This is a genomic window from Paenibacillus sonchi (assembly GCF_016772475.1).
GTDB classification, from domain to species: domain Bacteria; phylum Bacillota; class Bacilli; order Paenibacillales; family Paenibacillaceae; genus Paenibacillus_AQ; species Paenibacillus_AQ sonchi.
On record NZ_CP068595.1, the window covers coordinates 7,009,996 to 7,030,975 of the forward strand.

At 53.8% G+C, this 20,980-nt stretch carries 20 protein-coding genes and 3 pseudogenes; 6 read left to right on the forward strand and 17 right to left on the reverse strand.

Going from position 1 to position 20,980, the window contains the following annotated elements; genetic code table 11:
* The gene (locus JI735_RS31565) at positions 1–699 is read right to left on the reverse strand and encodes a response regulator transcription factor (RefSeq protein WP_020426540.1); all 699 of its coding nucleotides are present in this window, start codon (positions 697–699) and stop codon (positions 1–3) included.
* A 343-nt stretch (positions 700–1,042) separates the two neighbouring features.
* On the opposite strand from JI735_RS31565, the gene JI735_RS31570 reads away from it, so the two are divergent.
* From JI735_RS31570 to JI735_RS31585, 4 genes are all read left to right on the forward strand, one after another.
* Positions 1,043–1,777 carry a class I SAM-dependent methyltransferase gene (locus JI735_RS31570; RefSeq protein ID WP_039834408.1) on the forward strand — a complete coding sequence of 245 codons (735 nt, stop codon included), beginning with the start codon at positions 1,043–1,045 and terminating at the stop codon, positions 1,775–1,777.
* Between the two features lie 64 nt (positions 1,778–1,841).
* Positions 1,842–2,102, forward strand: coding sequence for a hypothetical protein (locus JI735_RS31575; RefSeq protein ID WP_202676785.1), 261 nt, complete (start codon positions 1,842–1,844; stop codon positions 2,100–2,102).
* A 256-nt stretch (positions 2,103–2,358) separates the two neighbouring features.
* Positions 2,359–2,748 carry a MerR family transcriptional regulator gene (locus tag JI735_RS31580; protein ID WP_233184018.1) on the forward strand — a complete coding sequence of 130 codons (390 nt, stop codon included), beginning with the start codon at positions 2,359–2,361 and terminating at the stop codon, positions 2,746–2,748.
* A 66-nt stretch (positions 2,749–2,814) separates the two neighbouring features.
* Positions 2,815–3,639, forward strand: a complete 825-nt coding sequence (locus JI735_RS31585) for an NAD(P)-dependent oxidoreductase (protein ID WP_051051664.1) — start codon at positions 2,815–2,817, stop codon at positions 3,637–3,639.
* Positions 3,640–3,996: 357 nt separating this feature from the next.
* Here JI735_RS31585 and JI735_RS31590 read toward each other — a convergent pair whose 3' ends face one another.
* The 13 genes and pseudogenes from JI735_RS31590 to JI735_RS31650 form a co-directional block, all read right to left on the reverse strand.
* Positions 3,997–4,788 carry a TIGR00266 family protein gene (locus tag JI735_RS31590; RefSeq protein ID WP_039834413.1) on the reverse strand — a complete coding sequence of 264 codons (792 nt, stop codon included), beginning with the start codon at positions 4,786–4,788 and terminating at the stop codon, positions 3,997–3,999.
* A gap of 230 nt (positions 4,789–5,018) precedes the next feature.
* Positions 5,019–5,690 carry a YitT family protein gene (locus JI735_RS31595; protein ID WP_039834414.1) on the reverse strand — a complete coding sequence of 224 codons (672 nt, stop codon included), beginning with the start codon at positions 5,688–5,690 and terminating at the stop codon, positions 5,019–5,021.
* 339 nt (positions 5,691–6,029) lie between these two features.
* Complete coding sequence (locus JI735_RS31600; RefSeq protein WP_020431600.1) at positions 6,030–6,530, reverse strand: Crp/Fnr family transcriptional regulator; 501 nt, start codon at positions 6,528–6,530, stop codon at positions 6,030–6,032.
* Positions 6,531–6,731: 201 nt separating this feature from the next.
* On the reverse strand, positions 6,732–7,265 hold the full coding sequence (gene cysC, locus JI735_RS31605) for an adenylyl-sulfate kinase (RefSeq protein WP_039834415.1): 534 nt from the start codon (positions 7,263–7,265) through the stop codon (positions 6,732–6,734).
* Complete coding sequence (locus JI735_RS31610) at positions 7,262–8,134, reverse strand: STM4011 family radical SAM protein (RefSeq protein ID WP_039834416.1); 873 nt, start codon at positions 8,132–8,134, stop codon at positions 7,262–7,264. The genes cysC and JI735_RS31610 overlap by 4 nt, the downstream gene beginning before the upstream one ends.
* Positions 8,131–9,516: an STM4012 family radical SAM protein gene (locus JI735_RS31615; protein ID WP_039834417.1), complete on the reverse strand. Its 1,386-nt coding sequence runs from the start codon at positions 9,514–9,516 to the stop codon at positions 8,131–8,133. The genes JI735_RS31610 and JI735_RS31615 overlap by 4 nt, the downstream gene beginning before the upstream one ends.
* 36 nt (positions 9,517–9,552) lie before the next feature.
* Positions 9,553–10,337: pseudogene (locus JI735_RS31620) on the reverse strand (STM4013/SEN3800 family hydrolase).
* Positions 10,334–11,578: an STM4014 family protein gene (locus JI735_RS31625; RefSeq protein ID WP_202677717.1), complete on the reverse strand. Its 1,245-nt coding sequence runs from the start codon at positions 11,576–11,578 to the stop codon at positions 10,334–10,336. The pseudogene JI735_RS31620 and the gene JI735_RS31625 overlap by 4 nt, the downstream one beginning before the upstream one ends.
* Positions 11,578–12,424, reverse strand: a pseudogene (locus tag JI735_RS31630) (STM4015 family protein). Before JI735_RS31630 ends, JI735_RS31625 begins: the two are co-directional and overlap by 1 nt.
* A gap of 1,091 nt (positions 12,425–13,515) precedes the next feature.
* Positions 13,516–15,447 (reverse strand): PTS fructose transporter subunit IIABC, encoded by a 1,932-nt coding sequence (locus JI735_RS31635; protein ID WP_039834421.1) that lies wholly within the window; start codon positions 15,445–15,447, stop codon positions 13,516–13,518.
* Positions 15,448–15,486: 39 nt separating this feature from the next.
* Positions 15,487–16,398 carry a 1-phosphofructokinase gene (gene pfkB, locus JI735_RS31640; protein ID WP_039834422.1) on the reverse strand — a complete coding sequence of 304 codons (912 nt, stop codon included), beginning with the start codon at positions 16,396–16,398 and terminating at the stop codon, positions 15,487–15,489.
* A 32-nt stretch (positions 16,399–16,430) separates the two neighbouring features.
* Positions 16,431–17,192, reverse strand: a complete 762-nt coding sequence (locus JI735_RS31645; protein WP_039834423.1) for a DeoR/GlpR family DNA-binding transcription regulator — start codon at positions 17,190–17,192, stop codon at positions 16,431–16,433.
* A gap of 140 nt (positions 17,193–17,332) precedes the next feature.
* A complete protein-coding gene (locus tag JI735_RS31650) occupies positions 17,333–17,473 on the reverse strand; it encodes a hypothetical protein (RefSeq protein WP_157771318.1) in 141 nt (46 codons plus the stop codon).
* 127 nt (positions 17,474–17,600) lie between these two features.
* Between JI735_RS31650 and JI735_RS31655 the strand changes: the two genes are divergently transcribed.
* Positions 17,601–17,942, forward strand: coding sequence for a hypothetical protein (locus JI735_RS31655; protein ID WP_202677732.1), 342 nt, complete (start codon positions 17,601–17,603; stop codon positions 17,940–17,942).
* Here the strand turns inward: JI735_RS31655 and JI735_RS31660 are convergent.
* Positions 17,915–18,388: a general stress protein gene (locus tag JI735_RS31660; protein WP_039834425.1), complete on the reverse strand. Its 474-nt coding sequence runs from the start codon at positions 18,386–18,388 to the stop codon at positions 17,915–17,917. The genes JI735_RS31655 and JI735_RS31660 overlap by 28 nt on opposite strands.
* 296 nt (positions 18,389–18,684) lie before the next feature.
* On the opposite strand from JI735_RS31660, the pseudogene JI735_RS31665 reads away from it, so the two are divergent.
* Positions 18,685–19,652, forward strand: a pseudogene (locus JI735_RS31665) (AI-2E family transporter).
* Between the two features lie 163 nt (positions 19,653–19,815).
* Here JI735_RS31665 and JI735_RS31670 read toward each other — a convergent pair.
* A complete protein-coding gene (locus JI735_RS31670) occupies positions 19,816–20,220 on the reverse strand; it encodes a hypothetical protein (RefSeq protein ID WP_039834427.1) in 405 nt (134 codons plus the stop codon).
* A gap of 31 nt (positions 20,221–20,251) precedes the next feature.
* On the reverse strand, positions 20,252–20,920 hold the full coding sequence (locus JI735_RS31675; RefSeq protein ID WP_039834428.1) for a uracil-DNA glycosylase: 669 nt from the start codon (positions 20,918–20,920) through the stop codon (positions 20,252–20,254).
* Positions 20,921–20,980: the final 60 nt, after the last annotated feature.

Below are 20,980 nucleotides of genomic sequence, written 5' to 3' on the forward strand. Positions count from 1 at the left end.
CTAGGCCTCCTCCCAGTTCTCGCACAGCCTGTAGCCTTGACCCCGGACGGTCTGGAGCCCGTCCGCGATATCCAGCGCCGCCAGCTTTTTGCGCACCCGGGTCACGTACACATTCAGGGTGTTGTCATCGACAAAAGCCTGGTCATCCCAGATTTTCTCCAGCAGCCGGTCGCGGGTGACGACAGTGCCCGCTTTTTGCATCAGCTCGTCGAGAATTTTGGCTTCAGTGTGACTGAGGTCAATCTTCGCGCTGCCCCGCGACAGGACCAGACGTTCAACATCCAGCATCAGCCCCGCTACGGTCAGGCTGCGCTCCGTGCCTCCTCCGGCATAAGAGCCGTAGGCCCGGCGGAGATGGCTTTTGATTTTGGCGAGGGCAATCTCATAATCGAACGGCTTCGTGATGTAATCATCGGCTCCATTTTCAAGCGCCATCACCTGATCCATTTTGCCCTCACGGGCAGAGATGAACAGGATCGGGCAGGTGGAGAGACCGCGGATTTGGCGGCACCAGTAATACCCGTCGAATTTCGGCAGATTCACATCCAGCAGCACCAGATGGGGGGCAAACGACTCGAACTCCGCCCGCACCGCTTCAAAATCGTGAACCGCCTGCGTCTCATACCCGAATTTATGTAAATAATCCTGAAGCAGCATTACCAGTCCACGGTCGTCTTCGATAATAAAAATTTTGAACATATCAGGCCTCCGGTTTGCAGCATAAGCCCGTTTAGGGGTTTGCCCCATAATATATACAGTCCCTGGGTAGTAGTCAAATAAGGGGTATAGTTTTTACTATGATTTCTAGTATGATGGACTTAGTTGGGACTACGGAGAATGTTTGGACTTCCGGCCGCTGCCCCTCTGCAGATTTCTTGATTGTTACCGCTGTTCGCGGTGAAAATTCTGCTGTACAAACTGCAATAGAACAGATCTCAAACATTAATACTTAGCAGCTTTAACCCTAACCCTTTCAATTTTTCACTGGATAGGCGGTAACCTTACACCGCCTTAATTCACTCACGTCAGGAGGCGCTTTAAGATGAAACAGAACAAATACGATGACGCCGGCTTTTTTGCCAAATACAGCGCAATGCCCCGCTCCACCGGGGGACTGGAGGCTGCCGGAGAATGGAGCACCTTCCGCTCCCTGCTTCCCGATTTACACGGTAAAAGAGTACTGGATCTCGGCTGCGGCTTCGGCTGGCATTGCCGGTATGCCCGTGAGCAGCTTGCGGAATCTGTGGTCGGCATCGACCTGTCCGAAAATATGCTGGAGCGGGCCAGGGCGATAACAGATGATCCCGGGATCGAATACCGCCGGGGAGCGATTGAGGATATCCGGTTCGCTGCGGGCGAATTTGATGTGGTAATCAGCTCACTCGCCATCCACTATGTCGAACGGTTCGATCTGCTCTGCCGCGAGGTTCAGCATTGCTTGCGGCCGGGCGGCAGCTTTGTGCTCTCCGTAGAGCATCCCATCTACACTGCGCTCGCCGCGCAGGACTGGCACTACGGCCCGGATGGCGCGAAACTCCATTGGCCGCTGGACCATTATCATGATGAAGGCCCGCGCGAAGCCAGATTTCTTGAGGATGATGTGATTAAATATCACCGCAATATAGCGACCTATCTCAATACGCTGATCACCTCCGGCTTCACAGTCACCAAGCTCTCCGAGCTTCAGCCGACCCCCGAGATGCTGGAGCAGAACGCCTCCTGGCATGAGGAACTGCGCCGCCCCATGTTCCTGCTGCTCTCGGCAGTGCGAAATTAGCAGCGCTGCGGATGTGTTGCAGTTGCTGGTGTAGTTGCAGGTATAGGTGGAGGCATAGTTGCAAATGCAGTTTGCAGACATAGTTGCAAGCGCAGTTGCAGACATAGTTGCAAGCGCAGTTGCAGACGTAGTTGCAGACGTAGTTGCAGACGTAGTTGCAGACGTAGTTGCAGATATAGTTGCAGACATAGTTGCAGACGTAGTTGCAGACGTAGTTGCAGACGTAGTTGCAGATATAGTTGCAGACATAGTTGCAGAGCACTGGCGCAGGCACAAAGCACCTGCGCCGTCCTTCAGCTTCACTGGACCGTGCTGCCGTCTTTGATTTCAGTCTAACGTTACCTTGAGAACGACTCCGATGAATCTACGGCAACTCCAAGTGGAAGAAGGGGAACTCATTTGCCCTCAGTCGCCCACTTCTGGCCTAATCAAAGGTATTTATACCTCTCCTTTCACCCAACTTCCCTTCGCCGCTTCAACTTCAATCAATCCCAATCCTGTTGGCCTTTACATCGCCCAATCAGAGTGCTATGATACGAACATGACGTTAACGTTATATTTTATCTTGAAAGGGGGAATTCATGATGGACCGCATGCGCATCGGCGAGTTGACAGAGCGAGCAGGGGTTACCCAACGCACGGTCCGCTATTACGAGAGCATCGGACTGCTTCCTTCAGGCGAACGCGAAGGCAACGGTCATCACTACTACACGGAAGAGACGGTCGCCCGTCTGCGGAAGATTGATCAGTTGAAGAAGCTGGGCTTAAGCCTCGAGGAGATTCGGGACGTAATCGAGCTCTACTTCACGGACCCTAGCGGGGTGCAGCCGAAGCGGAAGGTTCTCGGCCTGCTGCGCCGGCATCTGGCAGACACGGACAAGAAGCTCGATGCACTGGGGCAGTTCCGAGACGATCTGCAATCCCACATCGAACGCTTCGAACAGTGGCTCGAGACCAATGACCGGGCCTAAAATTTTTTTATTCAAAACATGACGTTAACGTAATGTTTTTAATATTTTGAAGGAGGAATTATATTAATGAGCGAAAACATTGGATTTATCGGACTCGGCCTGCTCGGGCTGCCCATCGCAGCCAATCTGCTCCAAGCGCAGTACGCGCTGACCGTATATAACCGCACCGCGGACAAAGCAAAGCCGCTCGTTGCCCAAGGCGCGTTGCAGGCGGCCCGTCCCGCCGACGCCGTGACGGCTGGGGGCATCGTCGTCACCTTGGTGTGGGACGATGAAGCACTGGAAAGCGTCGTCGGAAGCGAGGATTTCCTGGAGCGGCTCGGGCCGGGCGGCATTCACGTGTCGATGAGCACGGTGTCGCCGGATACTGGCAGGAAACTGGCGGACTTGCATGCGCGGTACGGCTCCGTTTATGTCGAGGCGCCAGTCTTCGGGCGGCCCGAGGCGGCGGCGGCCAAGCAGCTGTGGATTCCCGTAGCGGGCCCGCGGGAAGCGAAGGAGCGGGTACGGCCAGTGCTGGAGGCGTTGGGAGCCAGAGGGATTTTTGACTTCGGCGAAGAAGCCGGTACGGCCGTGCTGGTCAAGCTGATCGGTAACTTCCTCATCGTCTCCGCCGGACGCTCGCTGGAGGAAGCACTGGGAATGGCCGAGCACGGCGGGCTCGATTCCAAAGCGGTGGTCAACATGCTTACGAGCACGCTGTTTCCTGCCCCCATCTATCAATCCTATGGCAAAATGATCGCCGAGAAGACGGCAAATATCTCCGAAAGCAAAATTCCGCAGAAGGATGTCGGCCTCTTTCTGGCGGCGGCGCACAACGCGCAGTTCCCCGCCCCGCTCGCCGGTCAGCTGCTTGATATGCTGGAGGGCGGAGACCGGAGCAGACCATAGCTTGAACTGAGTCGCAAAATAAGAAGGGGCTGTCCCAAGGTCACGACAATGACCTGAGGGACAACCCCGTTTTTTTCATTGTAAAACAAAATGAAACCGTTCTTTGGAAAATGGATGCGACGAGCAACCATCAGAAGGAGAGGAGGCTAATAAGGTGCAGACCGGAACAGAGAATTAATTCATTGTCAGCTACAGCTGACACCAACGACCATTGGCTACTCACCGCCTAAAGCCTCTCTGGCCACAGTATGAACGGCCTCAGCCGGAATAATCCTTGGTACCCGTAAACAGTCAGTTGTCGGCGTCACGCAAAGCAGCCCAATAATAGAGCCGGATGCTGCACTCGGCGCAAAGCATTTACCTGCCGTCCAGCAGATTGCCCAGGCCGCCGAGAATGCTGCCTTCTTCCTTGCGGCCGGAATTGCCTGCAGCCGACAGAATGCGGTCCGCCATCCGGCTGAACGGCAGCGACTGTACCCATACCTTGCCAGGCCCGCGCAAGGTGGCGAAGAACAGGCCTTCGCCGCCGAACAGCGCGGTTTTTACGCCTTTTACAAACTCAATGTCGTAATCTACCGATGAAGTCATCGCCACGAGACAGCCGGTATCGAGCTTAATCGTCTCGCCGGGCTGCAGGGTACGCTCCATAATATAGCCGCCGGAGTGGACGAAGGAAAGTCCGTCCCCTTCAAGCTTTTGCATAATGAAGCCTTCACCGCCGAAGAAGCCCGCGCCCAGCTTGCGCTGGAATTCAATCCCGATCGAGACGCCCTTGGCTGCACAGAGAAAAGAATCCTTCTGGCAGATGATTTTGCCGCCGTGCTGCTGAAGATCCAGGGGAATGATTTTGCCCGGATACGGGGCGGCGAAGGTTACACTTTTGCGGCCATAGGCTCCGCTGTGGGTGAAGACAGTCATGAACAGGCTCTCACCGGTCAGCAGGCGTTTGCCTGCGCCCATCAGCTTGCCCATCAGCCCGCCTCCGCGTGAGCCTGTGCCGTCGCCGAAGATTGTCTCCATGGAAATCTCCGGGTCCATCATCATGAAGCTGCCAGCCTCGGCAATCACGCTCTCGCCCGGATCAAGCTGGACCTCGACACACTGAATTTCCTCACCCATAATCACGTAATCAATCTCATGTGCGCTCAATAGTATTCCTCCTAAATTTTTGGTGAGCACTGCTTCATCAGCTTATTCTCACTTTGCTATGTAATCCTATGTCTGTACAGCTGAGATATATACGCGTCCCGTTCTCCGCTGGTTTCAGGATGACTCCAAAAATATTTTCACACCAAAACCTGCTACAAAAAAGGCCAGCCCGTTGTTCATTTGGCTGACCTTTTCGCTTATCCCTGAAACAGGGGCTGATTCTGAACTTGTCACATTACGGTGCCGTCGTGCGGCTTGCTTAGTGTGGGCTGAATGGTTGGTGCTTTGCCCAGCTTAGGTCTGCCAAGTGAGGTTGTAAACGTAATAACGTAGCCGGCTACGACTACTGCCATTACTGTGTACAGCGTTTCCTTGAGAGGCATGTAGAAAAGCGATAATGCCAGAACGATTACATCCATCAGGATAAATACGGTTCCTACCTTAATCCCCTTCCATTCACTGATCAGCAGCGACAAAATGTCGTCACCGCCGCTTGCCCCGCCGCCGCGCAGGACCATTCCTGCTCCTAGACCTGTCAGTACACCGGACAACAGCGCCGCGAGCGGCAGGTTATCCTGCAAATTGATCACCCATCCGGAATACCGTTCCATCAGACTGTAGAATACCGTGAAGGCTCCTACGGAGATGAAGGTGTTCAAGACGAACGCTCTCCCTTTGAAGATCATCGCAATTAAGAGTACTGGAATGTCTAAGATTAGAATTGTTAAAGAAGGCGAAATGCCTAGCACATATTTGCCAAGCAGCGATAAGCCTACGAATCCGCCCTCGGTCAAATGATTCTGATAATTAATGTGATAATAAGTAAATGCAAGCAGCAATGTTCCAGACAAAATGACTGTGAGTCGTAGCGGCATTCCCATGCCACTGTCTTGTTTCCTCATACAGGTCTCCCCTTATCGTATATGGCGGCTTAGACATCTGCCAAGCCTCTACGACGGGTCTGACCGGAGGAAGTGTTACTCCTTCGCATACAATACTCCCTTCCCTCGCAGAGGCGGCTAACGTCAATAAACAACGATTCGCGCACTTTCTACAGGGAAGCTAAGTATAAGACAGATCATAACGTTTCCAAATCGTCCTTTGGGGAATCGTCCTTCGGGGACACATGGTATCCTGATCCTTTCTCTAATTTGATGTGTTCTGAATAGATTATACCACGCGGAAGTGCCTCTCTAAACACTTTTCCATTAAAAAGCATAAAGAACACTGTAAATTTTCTGTCAACCCGGATTGCGCAGCAGACGGTTGACTGTCTCCCGCCGCACGCCAATCAGCTGCCCGATCTCCTCCTGTGTCAATAAATCCGTCAGCTCTGCGCCATGGGAATATTCAAGAAGCCAGCGTTTCAGCAAATCCAGCCGCTCTCCGGGAGTGCCGACCGTAAGGTGGTCCAGGCGGGTCTGCATGAAACGCACCTTCTCTTGAAGCAGCAAGGCGATCTCCATCACCTTATCCGGATCCTCGCGCAGCTCGCGGTACCATTCCGCTGCCGGGACAAGCTCCACTTCACTTTTCATCATTGCTACAGCCGTTCCATGCGCCTCCTTCGGTGAAATGAGTGAATGATGGGGGACAGTCTCCCCGGGGTACAAGAGATTGAATAGAACCATGTTCCCATTCTCATGCAGCCGGATTACCTTAAAGAGTCCGCTCTTCACCTGAAACAGATTCTGGCAGGCATCCCCTTGGCGGAACAGGACCTCTCCTTTGTGCAAAATCATCCCGCTCTCTCCTTTATATTCTCAGTATGTATTACTCTATTCTACAAAATGTAAAGAAACCCTGTACCAAATTGCAGGCAGGGCACGATTTAGTCAAATTTACCAGAAGTTGAGCCAAATTAAGCTAAACTTCACTCCTGCCCTTTTATTAGTTGTACGTCCGGCTTAATAGTGCGCTCTGCCGGTTCAATGCCGACTGGCCTATCCTTGCTGCTGCCGTTTCTCCAGCCAAGCCAGCAGTTCATCAGCACAATCCTCCGGCGGATGTTTGGCCGTGTACAGCGTAAGCTCGGGGCTGGCAGGAGCCTCATAAGGGTCGGAGATGCCGGTAAAAGAGGGAAGCTCGCCACGGCGGGCTTTGGCATATAAGCCTTTGACATCCCGTGCTTCGCAAATCTCCAGCGGACAATTCACATACACTTCTACGAATCCGGGCAGCTGCTGCCGGGCATAGCTGCGCATTTCGGCATAAGGACTGATCAGCGAGATCACCGTTATCACACCATGCCGGTTCAGCAGTTCCGCAACATAGACCGCCCGGCGGATGTTCTCGAAGCGGTCTTCCCGGCTGAATCCGAGTCTGCGTCCGATGCTGCGCCGCAGCTCATCCCCGTCCAGCCATTCCACAGCCTGCCCGGCTGCCCGCAGCCTGTCTGTAACCAGTGCGGCAACCGTAGATTTGCCGGCCCCGGACAGCCCCGTGAGCCAGAGGGTAATTCCCCGTTTGACACTCATTCTTTTCCCTCCCGTACCCCGCAGGGGATTCGTTCCAGCAGCCCGGCTCCGTACACCTGCTGCAGCTGCAGCTCAGGCATATGGATATAGCCGGTATAGCAGTCACAGACCTTCATGCGGCAGCTCCGTTCCGCCGATAAGCCTTCCAGCCCGTCCCGGTACAGGTTGCCGATAACTCTCCTGTCCTTATAGCAGCGTTTGACCTGGCCGGGACCTTGCACATAGAAGACACTGCTGCCTGCACCGCAGGCTTTGCCCAGGCTTTCGTAGTCCCTCGCATTGAGCATGAAATACGGATCTATGCTGCTGAGGAAGGCTATATCTTCTCCCGTATAGTAATTGGGCTTATCCTTGTAGGCATTCACCCACAAATAGACTTCTTCCGGCAGGGCTGCACGAAGGGACGCTATGGCCTCAAAGCTGCTTCGAATCCCGACGCTGCCCACACTGAGTGGAATGCCCTGCTCATACACAGCCATACATTGAGCAAGAAACCGCTGCTCCGTGACCTGACCCGGATGGTAGGTTGCCCAGAAGGCGGCCTTGTGCGGGTTCAGCCGGGCAGTGAAATCAAGCCCGGCCGACAGATTGGTCTGAATGGCCACCTTGTCGATATGGTTCAGATTGGCGAGCGTGATCATGGCCTCTTTGTACCAGCGGTGAATCAGCGCCTCGCCGTAAGGATTGAAGAAGATAGACAGGCGATGACCTTCGGCTCCCTGGGCGGAAGCCCAGCTTACAAACGCCTCCAGCTCCTCGCGGTCCTTGGCAAGGCGCTCCGCACTGTCTCTGGTTTTGCCAAAGGGACAATAGGGGCAATCATAGTTGCAGGAGGTGAGTGCACCCCGGTAGTAAAGAACAGCTCTCATGGCAAAACAAACCTTTCCATCTGTTCCCTGATTTCGCCTGAAATAAACCAGTCGCCGATTGAATCAGAGTAGCCGAGGCCTTCCGGGGTTAAGCGCAATCTGCCTTCTTCTTCCCTGCCCAGGCCGCTCTCCAGCAGCAGCCCCAGCTCCGGGTGATCCCTCCATAGAGAAGATCCAAACCGCCCGCTGTAGTCCGCCAGCTTCAGTCCTTCGCTGTGCAGAACCGCCTTCAGAATATACCGCCGCTTCTGCTCTTCCAGGCTTAGCACAATGCCATAATCTGCCGTGTCGAAGCGTTCTGCCGCAACGTAATCGGCGATAATGCTCTCCGTTGCCTTGCGGCTGACCCCGTAACGGGACGCATAATGCACATTCCGGGTATAGGATCTGGCTCCGCAGCCCAAGCCCACCATTCCTTCCTCCTGGCAGCTGTAATCTATGATTGATTTGTGCGTTCCGGCGGTTGCCCTGGCAAAGCGGCGCATGGAATATTGAGTGTAGCCATGCTCTGCCAAAAGCTGTTGCGCAGCCTTATAACATTCATGACGGATGTCCGGCTGGCGCCGGATATCCTCTGGCTTCACGATCGTATGATCACGCGTATACAGCGGATAAATAAAAATTTCCTCCGGCTCATGGTTAACCGCCTGCTCCAGGGAATACAGCCAGGAGTCTACAGTCTGACCCGGGAGACCGTAGATCAGATCCAGATTCAGAATAGGAAAATCATACAGCTTCAGCAGCTCCAGCGCCCGGTATACCTCATCGGGATTCTGCGGGCGGTAAATGGCTGCCGACTCGGCAGCGACAAAGCTCTGGATGCCCATGCTGACCCGGTCCACGGTATGCTCCTTCAGGATATTCAGCTTTTCCTCTGTCAGCGTCTCGGGAGAGGTTTCTACCGAGATCGAGGCCGAGGCCGGGTCCAAACCCATGATATCCTCAGCAATCCGGAACAGCCTGCGGAGCTGTGCTGGAGCAAGCAAGCTCGGGGTGCCGCCCCCGATGGCGAACCTTGCAAACGGCTTGCCGCCGGTGAATGCTGCCCACTGCCTAGCCTGGCGCTCCAAGGCATCCACATACACGGTATGCACCTCCGCCCGCTTGTCAGGCAGGGTGAACAGGTTGCAGAAGCCGCAGCGCGCGCCGCAAAAGGGAATATGCATATACAGAAAAAAGCTCTCCGCAGGCTCCTCCCGCCAGAGCGGCTCCAGCGGAACCGGCGGATTAAGGTCGCGGTAAGCGGTTTTGTGCGGATAGGAATATAAATAATTGCGGTAAGGATCAGCGGTAATGTGTTCTCTCCACTGCGTAACGTCCTCCGAAGGGAATGGTGTTCTTCCGTCATCGCGGAGATGCAGGGGAGGCTGTGTTGACGTCATACGGTCTCCATCCTTTCGGTAAAATCGGGTGAATGGCTATAGGAAAAACTCCCGGTAAGGGACATTCCACACGGTTTCATGCGCCAGCCTGTGTCCATGGTAGCCATCTTCGCCGAAAGCCTCGCCATGATCTGAGAAAGCCAGGCAAAAAACCGGATTGCCGCGTTCACGAAAGGCCTCGAACAGCCGGCCCAGCTCGCCGTCGACATAACGCAGCGCAGCGCGCTGGGTGTCTATGGAATCTTTGCGGGCACCCGGCACAAAATAGTGATTCGGCCCGTGGATCGCCGAGACATTCAGAAACAGGAACAGCCTCTGATCCAGCGGGATGTCCTTCAGCAGCTTCAGGGCATGGTTCACCTGATGTTCTGTGGACCGGGGGTTCGTGACCCCGAACGTCATCCGCCAGTAGCTGTGCTGGAAATAGCCCGGCAGGACCCGGGCGAGCGGTACTTTTTTGCTGAAAAAATCACGCCCCCAATGCAAAGGGTCCGATAGCCGGCGGCGGCAAGCCCTGACACAACATCCGGCGTATCAAACAGCCAGGTGTCGGGATGGGTCTTCATCCCGGTGTTCCGCGAGTGGAACAGCCTCACATGCCGGGATTTGTCCGTGGTAGCCGGGGTAGGCAGAAAACCGCCGAAAAAGGCATGATGCGCGGCATAGGTGAAGCTGCCGGGGGTATGCCTTTTTTCCCAGGAACCGGTCCCGCACAGATTGGGGCAGTTCGCTTCCTCCAGAACCGCTGCATCATAGCGGAGCGTGTCGAGCGTAATCATCAGCAGATCGTGGCTGCCGACAACAGCATTCATGTCTGTCATAAGTGTCCTTCCTTTATGAGTTGCTTCAGTTCCCATTCATAGGTGCCAAATCCTTGATACTCTACGTCATAGAGCAGATCTCCAAAAGGATTGACATCCGCGGCATAGGTTAGTTGAGAGCCTGCGGATACCAGCACATCTATACCTGCAACCCTTGATCCGGGAAAAGCCGCCAGCGCCTGGACCGCCGTCTTCCGCACCTGTTCCTGAGTCTCCCCGGAAAGCCCGGCCGCTGCCGGGGACATCCGGCGGCTGCGCAGATGAAGATTGGTGATCGGTGTGGTGCTTACCCGGGCAATGGAGTGGCAGGCTTCGCCCAGTACCACCAGCTGGCGGATGTCAAGTGAAGCACCTCCTGCACCTGTTTTGGGAATCCATTGCTCGGCATATGCCCCATGGCGGCAGAGCCAGTTGATCAATCCGGCAATCGTTCGGCTGTCGGTATAACGCCGCAGCTTGCCGGAATTATAATAAATTGGGGGACGGGTAATATAATTCTCTACCCCCACGGTAGTCACCGCAATCTCTGCCCCTGTGGACGGGTTCACCTGGTAGGCAATGACACCGGAAGCAGCGGACCCGCAGGCCAGCTTAATAAAAACCCGGTGCATCCGCTGCCGGATCATCTGTTCACGGATGGAGCTGTAGTCTTCAAGTGTCTGCTCTGCGCTAAGCGGACGCGGAATTCTGACACCCGCAGCGGCCAGAAGCTGCTGGGTACGCCGTTTGTCGGTCATATCCGCAATATCCTGCGGATCATTCAGCCACCGCGAATCCGGCAGAAGGAGAGCCGCGTCCTTCCGAAGCCTGGCCAGCAGGCGGCAGTAGCCGCGAAACCACTGCGAAGGATGATGCAGCACACCGGGCATGTCCTGAAGCCTGCCGGCGGTTCTGCAGCTTAGCGGAAACGGATCAGGCCTCTGCCCAAAGGGATGCAGGGCATCACTGGAGTCTCCGGCATCCGGCGCTCCGAGCGTAATTAAGGCCCGCTCTACCTCAAAGCTGCCGCCTGGCGAGTCCAGCCGGAGCAGCGGCGCGGACGGTCCGGCGCAAGAGGCGGCTGTCCGCTGCGGGTACCCCTCCGCCTCCAGCAGCTCGGCCAGCGTCCGGCCAACCAGCAGGCCGGTATACGGCAGAATGACCGCCGGCGGCAGCTCCAGACGGCTTCTGGCCTGTTGAATTCCGCCAGTCCGCTTGTCGCCGGGAATGCCGATGACGATCAGCGGCCGGGTCTCCTTCATCACTCTGTAATAGAAGGGTACCGCCAGTCTTCGTCATCATCGGTGGTCTGGCGGTCGCTGACATCGGCAGGCAAGCCGCTGTCCTTCCAGCGCGCAAGCATTTCATCAGACATGTAGTGATGACTGAGGTTCAGCGCCTTCAAGCCTTTGATCCGCTCGCTGGCCAGAAGCACCTCCGCGCCTTCGTCACTAAGCGTTCCCAGGGATAAGTCTCAGTGTATCCAGCTGGTCCAGAATAGGGGCAGCAGCAACCGCTATGGCGATTTCATCCTGGATTTCGCTGTTTTTCAGGCCAAGGTATGTAAGCTTGGGGAATTTACCCGGCTCAATAAGCGGAATAAGATCTGCAAGGCTGCCGTCAAAACCATAATCCTCCACACCAAGGTACAGCTCCAGCTTGCGCAGATTTGGCAGCTCAGAAGCCGCGATTTGGGCCAGAACGGCTTTGCCCAGTCCCCCCGTTATAATAATTAGTTCTTCCAGCTTGTCATGCTGCAGTTTACTCAGGCTCAGCTCGTTCCCGCCCTGAATGGTCAGCGATTGAAGCTCCGGGAAAGCCGGCAGCAGCGGAGAAAGATCACTTTGCGTAATCCACGAAATCTCACATTCCTCATAGCCCATCTCGCCGATGAACAGCTTGCGGAGCGCCGGGAAGCTGGCGCTGTGTTTCACGAGCGCTTCTACAACCTCCTCCGAGCTGTTCTCATATGCCTGGCCCCAGTCTCCGATAACAAGGCTGCTCAGCGATGCAGCTTCGGGACTTGCGCTTAAGCTTTCAATCGCTGTTTCTATCCGCTGGCCATCCTCAAATTCATCGTACCCAATCGCAAGCTTTACTTCCGACATGAATAATCCCTCCCGGCAAATTTTGGCTATAAATCACCCTAACATCTTCGGGGACGGTTGGTCAAATGAATCCAAGTGCTGCCGGTGAAGCCGGCTCTGTCAAACCGGGAGACACTGGTTGTTAAGTACCTTTTCATTGAAAAGAGCATCTAGCTCCTTCTATTCCAGTCCGTGTATCGAAAAAGTAGAGAGAGAGTTTGAAACTTTAGTATAAGCTATGTTCTGTCCGGGCATTGTGCTGGTCACTGAGGTGAGATAATTGGGCGCAAACGGCACCTTCCCGCCTGAGCAGCAACCCGCGCAAAGAACGGTATTTCTGCAGTTGTTTCCAACACTTCTTTTACCTCTCATTCCACCCTGTAGCCCGAAAACACCATATTCAAAGGTACTTTTACCTCTCATTCCATCCTGTAGCTCAAATTCCACCCCGTAGCCCGAAAATGCCAAATTCGAAGGTAATTTTACCTCATTCACCAATATGCTCGTTGGTCGGGATGGTGTATAGGTAGTGTGTATGGGTAGAACGTGTTTCAAGCGTTTCATTAGCTGGCTTCGTCAGCTGTTTAGGTGGAAAAAGTATCACTAATTTGCTTAGGCATTCAATAACCCGGCAAGCTAAGTGGAAAAAGGCACACTAATTCAGCCTATTTCACCCCAGGTAAGGGTATATCACCGAAATAAGTTCCCTTTTTCCACTTAATCCTCGCGATTGTTGATTTCAGAGGAATTTAAGTTCCCTTTTTCCACTTAGCTGGCCACCGGGATCGCCTAACAACGGCATTTCCGCCGTTACTTCTACGTCTGGAGCGGAGAGACTCACTTCTTTCCCATAAAATCCCCCACAAAGTGGGACTTTTGCATGCAAGCTGATTCAGATACTTTGCGGAGGCCCTAATGTATGCTTTCTGATACTTTGCGGAGGCCCTAGTATGCTTTCTGACACTTTGCGGAGGCTCTAATGTATGCTTTCTGACACTTTGCGGGGCCTTAATGTATGCTTTCTGACATGTTAACAAAAAGGGCTGCCCTCACCCGCAGAATAAACTCTGCATAAAGATGACGATGGGCAGCCCCTTCAGATTCGATTATACTCAGCCGGTCTTGAGCGGCTTCTTCCAGAGGCCGAGTGTCAGACCGGAGATGACAGAGCCGATCAGCACGGCAAGGATGAACAGCAAGGCATTGCTGGAGAGCGCAGCCACGAAGATACCGCCATGCGGTGCGGGAACGTTGAGATTCCACAGCTGGGTCAGGCCGCCTGCAACGGCTGAACCTATGATACAGGAAGTCAGGACACGCAGCGGGTCGGCAGCGGCAAAGGGAATCGCCCCTTCGGTAATAAACGACAATCCCAGCACATAGTTGGTCAGGCCTGATTTGCGTTCCGTTTCGGTGAACTTATGCTTGAAGAACGTAGTAGCCAGTGCGATGGCCAGCGGAGGAACCATACCTCCGGCCATTACTGCCGCCATCATCAGTCCGTTGGTGTTGCCGCTGGAGGTAAATACGCCAATGGCAAACGTGTAAGCGGCTTTGTTGAACGGCCCTCCCATATCAATAGCCATCATTCCACCAAGAATCAATCCCAGCAGAACGGCGTTGCCGGTTCCCAGGTGGTTGAGTCCGTCGATCAGACCTTCATTAATCCAGCTGAACACCGGATCGAACAGGTAGAACATAATCCCGCCGGTAATCAGCAGGCTGAATACGGGATAGAGCAGGATCGGCTTCAGTCCGTCCAGTGTCTTGGGCAGACCGGCAAACGTTTTGCGGAGCAGGATAACCACATAACCGGCCAGGAATCCGGCAGCCAGACCGCCAAGGAAGCCGGCGTTGGAATTGAGGGCCATAAACCCGCCGACCATACCCGGCATCAGGGCCGGACGGTCACCGATGCTGAGCGCGATGAAGCCGGCCAGGATCGGAATGAGGAAGTGGAAGGCGCCATCGCCGCCGCCAATGGTCTGAAGCAGCTTGACGATCGGATTATCCACACTCGCCACCTGTTCAATCAGGAAGGAGATCGCCAGCAGGATCCCGCCGCCGACTACGAACGGCAGCATATGCGATATGCCGTTCATCAAATCTTTGTAGATTCTGCTGCCGATGCTGCCCGATTTGACTGCCGGAGCCTCATCGCCGCCGCGCCCTTCGCTGCGGTAGATCGGGGCTTCCCCCTTCACCGCTTTGGTGATCAGCTCTTCAGGCTTGCGGATACCGTCACTTACCGGTCTTTGCAGCACCGGCTTGCCGGCGAAGCGGGCCATCTCCACATTTTTGTCCGCAGCGATGATTACGCCGCTGGCCCGGGCGATTTCGTCCGCGGTCAGCACATTCTGGGCGCCTTCTGAACCATTCGTCTCGACACGGATATTGACGCCCATTTCCTTGGCTTTTTTCTTCAATGCATCTTCCGCCATAAAGGTATGGGCAATCCCTGTGGGACAAGCAGTTACGGCAACGACGAAGCTCTGGGAGGCCGGGTTGCCCACAATCACACGTCCGGGTGCCTCCTGTTTGGTTCCGCCGGCGTTAGCTGCTTCCTCTGCCTTCGCCTTAGCTTCAGCTTCAGCCTGTTTGGCATCAAACAAAGCCACCACCTCATCCGGTGTCCCAGCATTCATCAATGCTTCGATGAAGTCGCTTTCAATAAGCAGCCTCGACAACGCAGCCAATGTGCGCATGTGCATATTTCCCGCTCCCTCAGGTGCGGCAATCATGAAGAACAGCTTTGCAGGCTCTTCGTCCAGAGAGGCAAAGTCTACGCCCGCTGCGCTTTTGGCAAAAACAACGGTCGGTTCGTTGACAGCTCTGGTTTTGGCATGCGGCATGGCGATTCCCCCGCCGATACCGGTGCTGGACTGCGCTTCGCGTTCCAGAATCTTTTTCTTGAACAAAACGGGATCATTAATCCGGCCGCTCGCCGCAAGGCTGGCGATCAGTTCATCAATCGCCGCTTCCTTGGACACCGCCTGAAGATTCATGATCATCGTTTCTTTTACCAACAGATCAGTAATTTTCATTACAATCCACTCCCTTTAATCACAAGTGTGCTGCTTGACTTATAGCTGTTCAATCTGAATCTGGTTCTTAAGCTGCCCGATAAGCGCTCTGTCCGCGAGGTCATCCGAGAAGGCCGTTGCACTGCCTGAAGCCACGCCTGTTCGGAAGGCCTCCAGCACATCACCCGTAAGAGACAGTGTACCGACGAATCCGGCAATCATGGAGTCCCCCGCTCCTACCGAGTTCTTCACCTGACCCTTCGGTGCATTGGCATAGTACACACCCTGATCCGAAATGAAAAGCGCACCCTCACCTGCCATAGACACCAGAACATATCGCGCACCTGATTCCATCAATCTGCGGCCGTAGGTAATAATCTCATCTCTGGAGCCGATGCTCACACCGAACAGCTCTGCCAGCTCATGATGATTGGGCTTTACCAGCAGCGGCTCCTGAGCCAGCGCATCCTTCAAGGCCTGACCTGTTGTGTCGATTACAAACTCAGCCTTTTTGCTTTTGCATTCCGCAATCAGCCTGCTGTAGAAGCTTCCGCCCAGCGAAGGCGGAGCGCTTCCCGACAAAACCAGAATATCTCCGGCCTGCAGCGCTTCAAGCTTAGCCAGTAAAGCTTCCGCCTCCTCCTCGCGGATCACAGGTCCGGTTCCGTTAATTTCCGTTTCCTCAGCAGCCTTCAGCTTGATGTTAATCCGGGTGTCCTCGGCTACCGTTACGAAGTCACTGGAGATTTGCTCTTCATCCAGCCATTGCCCGATATATCTTCCGGTAAAGCCCCCCAGGAAGCCTGTTGCCGTATTGCGTACTCCAAGCTGGTTCAGCACACGGGAGACATTGATTCCTTTGCCACCGGGGAGCTTGAGATCGCGTTGCATCCGGTTTAAACCGCCGAGCGTCAAATCTTCAACTTCCACGATATAATCGATGGAAGGATTAAGCGTTACAGTATAGATCATGGTTATCCCTCTTTATTGTGGTATTCTGGCCCTCACACCAAGGTATAGTCGAGGTCCAGGCCTTCCAGCCCGCGAATGAAGCCTTCAGGTGCCCCTGTATCCAGAATGCAGTGATCGATTTCCTGCAGGTCAGCCACTTTGCAAAAAGACACCTGGCCGATCTTGCTGTGGTCAGCCAGCAGGACAGCCTGCTTGGCGACAGAAATCATTTTGCGTTTGGTAGCGGCTTCCAGCATATTCGGTGTGGTGATGCCTTCATGTATATCCAGCCCGTTCGTCCCGATAAAAGCTTTGTCTACCCGGACCATTTCCAGCGAACGCTCCGTCATCGGTCCGACAAAAGCAAGTGTATCCGGCCGCAGCATCCCTCCGGTGATTGAAACCTCGATATTGCGGCAATCCTTGAGCTCATTTAACGCAATCATGGAATTGGTGATGACCTTAAGGTTCGAGAACGTCTTCAATGCTCTGGCGATCTGCAGTGTTGTGGTTCCTCCATCCAGGAGGATGGCGTCGCCTTCCTGAATCATCTCCACAGCCTTGCGGGCGATCCGCTGCTTCTCTTCAAGAAACCGGTCGGCTTTGTCCGGAAACGCCGCTTCAAAATTCACACTCTGCAGCGAAACCGCTCCGCCGTGCGTGCGTTTCAGCAGCCGCGCTTCTTCAAGCTCCTTCAAATCACGGCGGACGGTGGATTCAGACACGCCCAGATCCTGGCTAAGCTCCTGTACGGACGCCCGGGTATGCCTTTCGACAAACTGGACGATGCTCCTTTTGCGTTCTTCTTCAAACATGGCGCCCACTCCTTGTGAACAGCGCAGAATAGGAAAACTACGGTTATGCTATCTATGAATCGATGATCAAAATGATCAAATTCACGCTTACTTTGTGATCATTATTGATCGTTTATGCTCATTTATGATTGTAACAGCGTTTACATCTGGTGTAAAGTGATTTTTCTTTGGCTTATTTTCTCTTCACGCAGCACAAATATACCCTGCCCCCCAAGGTTTGTTTGTCCGGCGCAATGAACCCCTTTTTTATGCAAAATATCAGGCTGCTCATTTCCGCTCATTTTTGCTCATTTCCCGTCCGGCTGTTTAGAAAAGCACTGCTCAGAAATATCCTCTCATTCGCCTATTCCTCCCGGCGCTGTTAGACATATTTTATATTACATATGGGAAAAAGCAGGTGAACAGGAGATGGCCTATAAAAACAATAACTTTAGATCCAGTAATAACGGGAATGGCGGCAATAAGAGCAATAGCACTAAGGACAGCAGCAGCACCCTCCCCGAAACCGAGGAACTGGATGCGGAAGACTATGCCATTATTGCAGCCGGACTGACAGCACTGGGCGACATCTTCGCCTTCTTATCTCTCGTGAAAGCCAAGCAGGTAACCAAAGAAACCGGGGGCCAGGCCGGCATAGATCCGCTTCTGTTCATACGATCGAGAAAAATAAAGCAGCGAAACGGAAAAACCGTCCACTGCTTTGATCTTCAGTTCATATGTGCTCAGGGAGAGGCTGGCGGAATGGCGTGATGCTGTTCAAACAAAGTGCTTATCGCTTGCTGGTTCTGCTTTTCCTCCAGGGTTACCATGACAATAATATGTTCCTTGCCGACATGGCGGGCGTAGATTTTCGCATCCTCCTGCGGAATTCCGATACTGATCAGGCTGACGGGAAGACCATCCCCTTCCAGATCCGCCCCCGCCAGCTTCCGGGCTGCCGGACCGGCCGCTACAGCTGTATCAGGCAGCATTTCCAGCCCGACTCCCAGCGCTTTGGCGGTTCCGAACAAGCCTTCATTCCCCTCGCCGGATTCTGTCCGGCCAATCCCCGTGTCGTGGCTGATCATCTTCAGCGTATTCTTTTGTTTCGTCACCACCGAGATCTGCTTCGGTTTGATTCCCTGTTCCCGGACAGCCTCAATCGCCAATGCAGCGTCGCTCGGATGTTCAAAAATCCCCACCACCAGTATCGTCATCTCTCATTCCTCCTGTTAAAGCGATATTAACCTCAGCTTCCCGCTGCTAACCAGAGTAATTACAAGTTCCAGACAAGCGATACCCTGAATCATTCTACCGGAATTCGGTTATAAAGATAGAATCGATACATATTGCTATAATTGAGAGATCAGGGGGTGCCGCTATGCTGCAAAGCAAGTATTTTAGGACATGTCTGGCCATTATCGCTTTTTTAACAATTCTGTATCTGGGCTCCAAAGTCGTTTTTCTGATCGCACCATTGGTAGCTATCTTCAATCTGCTGCTTGTGCCGATGATGCTGTCAGGCTTTATGTATTATTTGTTGCGTCCGCTCGTCAATTTCCTGGAGAGCAAGAAACTGAACCGCATGCTGTCCATTCTGCTGATCTATGTCGTGTTCATCGGATTGTTTGTCCTCTTCTGGGTGCTCGTCTGGCCAACGCTGCGCGAGCAAATCCAGAATTTTATCGACAATACTCCTTATCTTGTAGAGGGGATTCAGGAACAGTTCAATAAGCTGCAAAGCGACCCTTACTTTTCCCGCTTCTTCAAGGGGGATGCCGATCTGTCAGCACGAATATCGGGTTACTTGAGCGATGCCATCACCTGGGTGACCAATTCCATGTCCAATCTGATCGGTGTGGTATCAAGCATTGTAGTGGTCATTGCTACTCTGCCTATTATTCTCTACTACATGCTGAAGGATGGACATAAGCTCTCCCCATTCTGCTCAGCCTGGTGCCAAGAAAGTACCGCAAGGAAGGACAGGACATGCTGCAGGATATCGACAGTGCACTCAGCGGATTCATTGTTACAAGAGTGCTGCTGAACGTGGTGCTGGGGGCCATGCTCTATGTGGGCTTCCTGATTATCGGGCTTCCTTATTCCCTGATGCTTGCCATCATTTCTATCCCGCTTAATTTCATTCCGTATGTCGGCTCTCTGCTGGCTGCTGTTCCCGTTGTGATCGTGGGCTTTATTGAATCCCCTACGATGGCGATCTGGTCGGTGGTGGTTATAATCATCGCCCAGCAGATCCAGGATAATGTGCTTTCCCCGATTATTTACGGAAAATCGCTGGATGTGCATCCGCTGACCACTGTAGTGCTGGTGCTGGTGGGGGGCGATTTCTACGGGATCATCGGCGTGTTAATCGCGCTTCCGGTCTATATGATCCTCAAAATCATTTTCCTGCGGATTTACGAGATTATCATTGCTGAGCGTGTGGAAGAGGTTTCGGTTGTCAAGGAAGAGCAGCTTTGACCCGGGCCAGCCAGGTTTATTCTTACCAAAATAACCCCGCGACCGGAGCCTTTGGCATGGAAGCTGATTCAGTTCCTCTGCGGAGACCCTAAATTTTCTGGCAGGCTAAAAAGACGCAAGCCTCTCTCACGGAGAAGCCTGCGTCTTTTGGTGCTGGAACCGTTCAGCCCCGGAGGGAACGTACTACAAAGACATGGCTGCTTTTCAGCAGATTCTGTCCATCCTTCAGCGTAACGGAGCCCTTGGTATGAGAAGTAATTGTTGTATTGTAAGCAATCAGCTGATCGCCCTTCCAGACGGTTACTGCCGATTTGAAATAGATCGCATTGTCGAACTGCTGGCGTTCTCTCATGACGTATCCGACCGCATGCAGCGTCGGGGCCAGGGCTCTCTCCTTGGGGGCCAGAGCCTTGATGAATACAATGTCACGAAAAGGCACCGTGATTTCCTGATGGCCAATTACTGCCACCGAAGCCGCCGGGTCCCATTTGCGCAGAACACCCTTCATGATCGTGTAGGGTTCTTCGCCGCAGTACATAATAACGGGCCTGCCTACCCAATGCTTCATGGCCCCACCCCCTTTGCTGTGTCTGAGCTGACTATATATTCGGTATGGACCAATCTATTCCCTGTAAGCCATGCGACTCCAGATACTGGTTGGCCCGGGAAAACGGCCGGCTGCCCAGAAACCCCCTGTGCGCCGAGAATGGGCTGGGATGCGGAGACTGGATCACCAGGTGGCGGCTGCGGTCGACGTAGGCCCCTTTTTGCTGGGCATGGCTGCCCCACAGGATAAAAACCAGAGGCTCCTTCCGCTCATTCAGCTTTTCCATCACCGCATCGGTGAAAGTCTCCCAGCCCAGCCCTTTATGGGAGTTCGGCTGGCCTTCCCGGACGGTCAGTACAGCATTAAGCAGCAGAACCCCTTCCTCCGCCCAATGCAGCAGCGAGCCGTGGTTCGGAATAGAAACACCCATGTCATCATGCAGTTCTGTGTAGATATTGCGCAGGGAAGGCGGTATCCGCACTCCCGGTTTGACCGAGAAGCTGAGTCCATGTGCCTGTCCTGCTCCATGATAGGGGTCCTGCCCCAGAATAACTACCCGTGTGCTGTTGTATGGCGTCAGCTTAAGTGCCGAAAACAGTTCCTCCTTGGGCGGGTAGACCGTGTATTGCTTGTACTCCCGTGCCAGCGCATAACGCAGCTCCTGAAAATAGGACTTCTGCGTTTCTTCCTGCAGGATCTCATCCCAATCGTTGCCAAACATCTCCGTTCTCCTTCCGCTCCCATGCGTGTTATTCATTCATTACCTGTTATTACCCAAAAT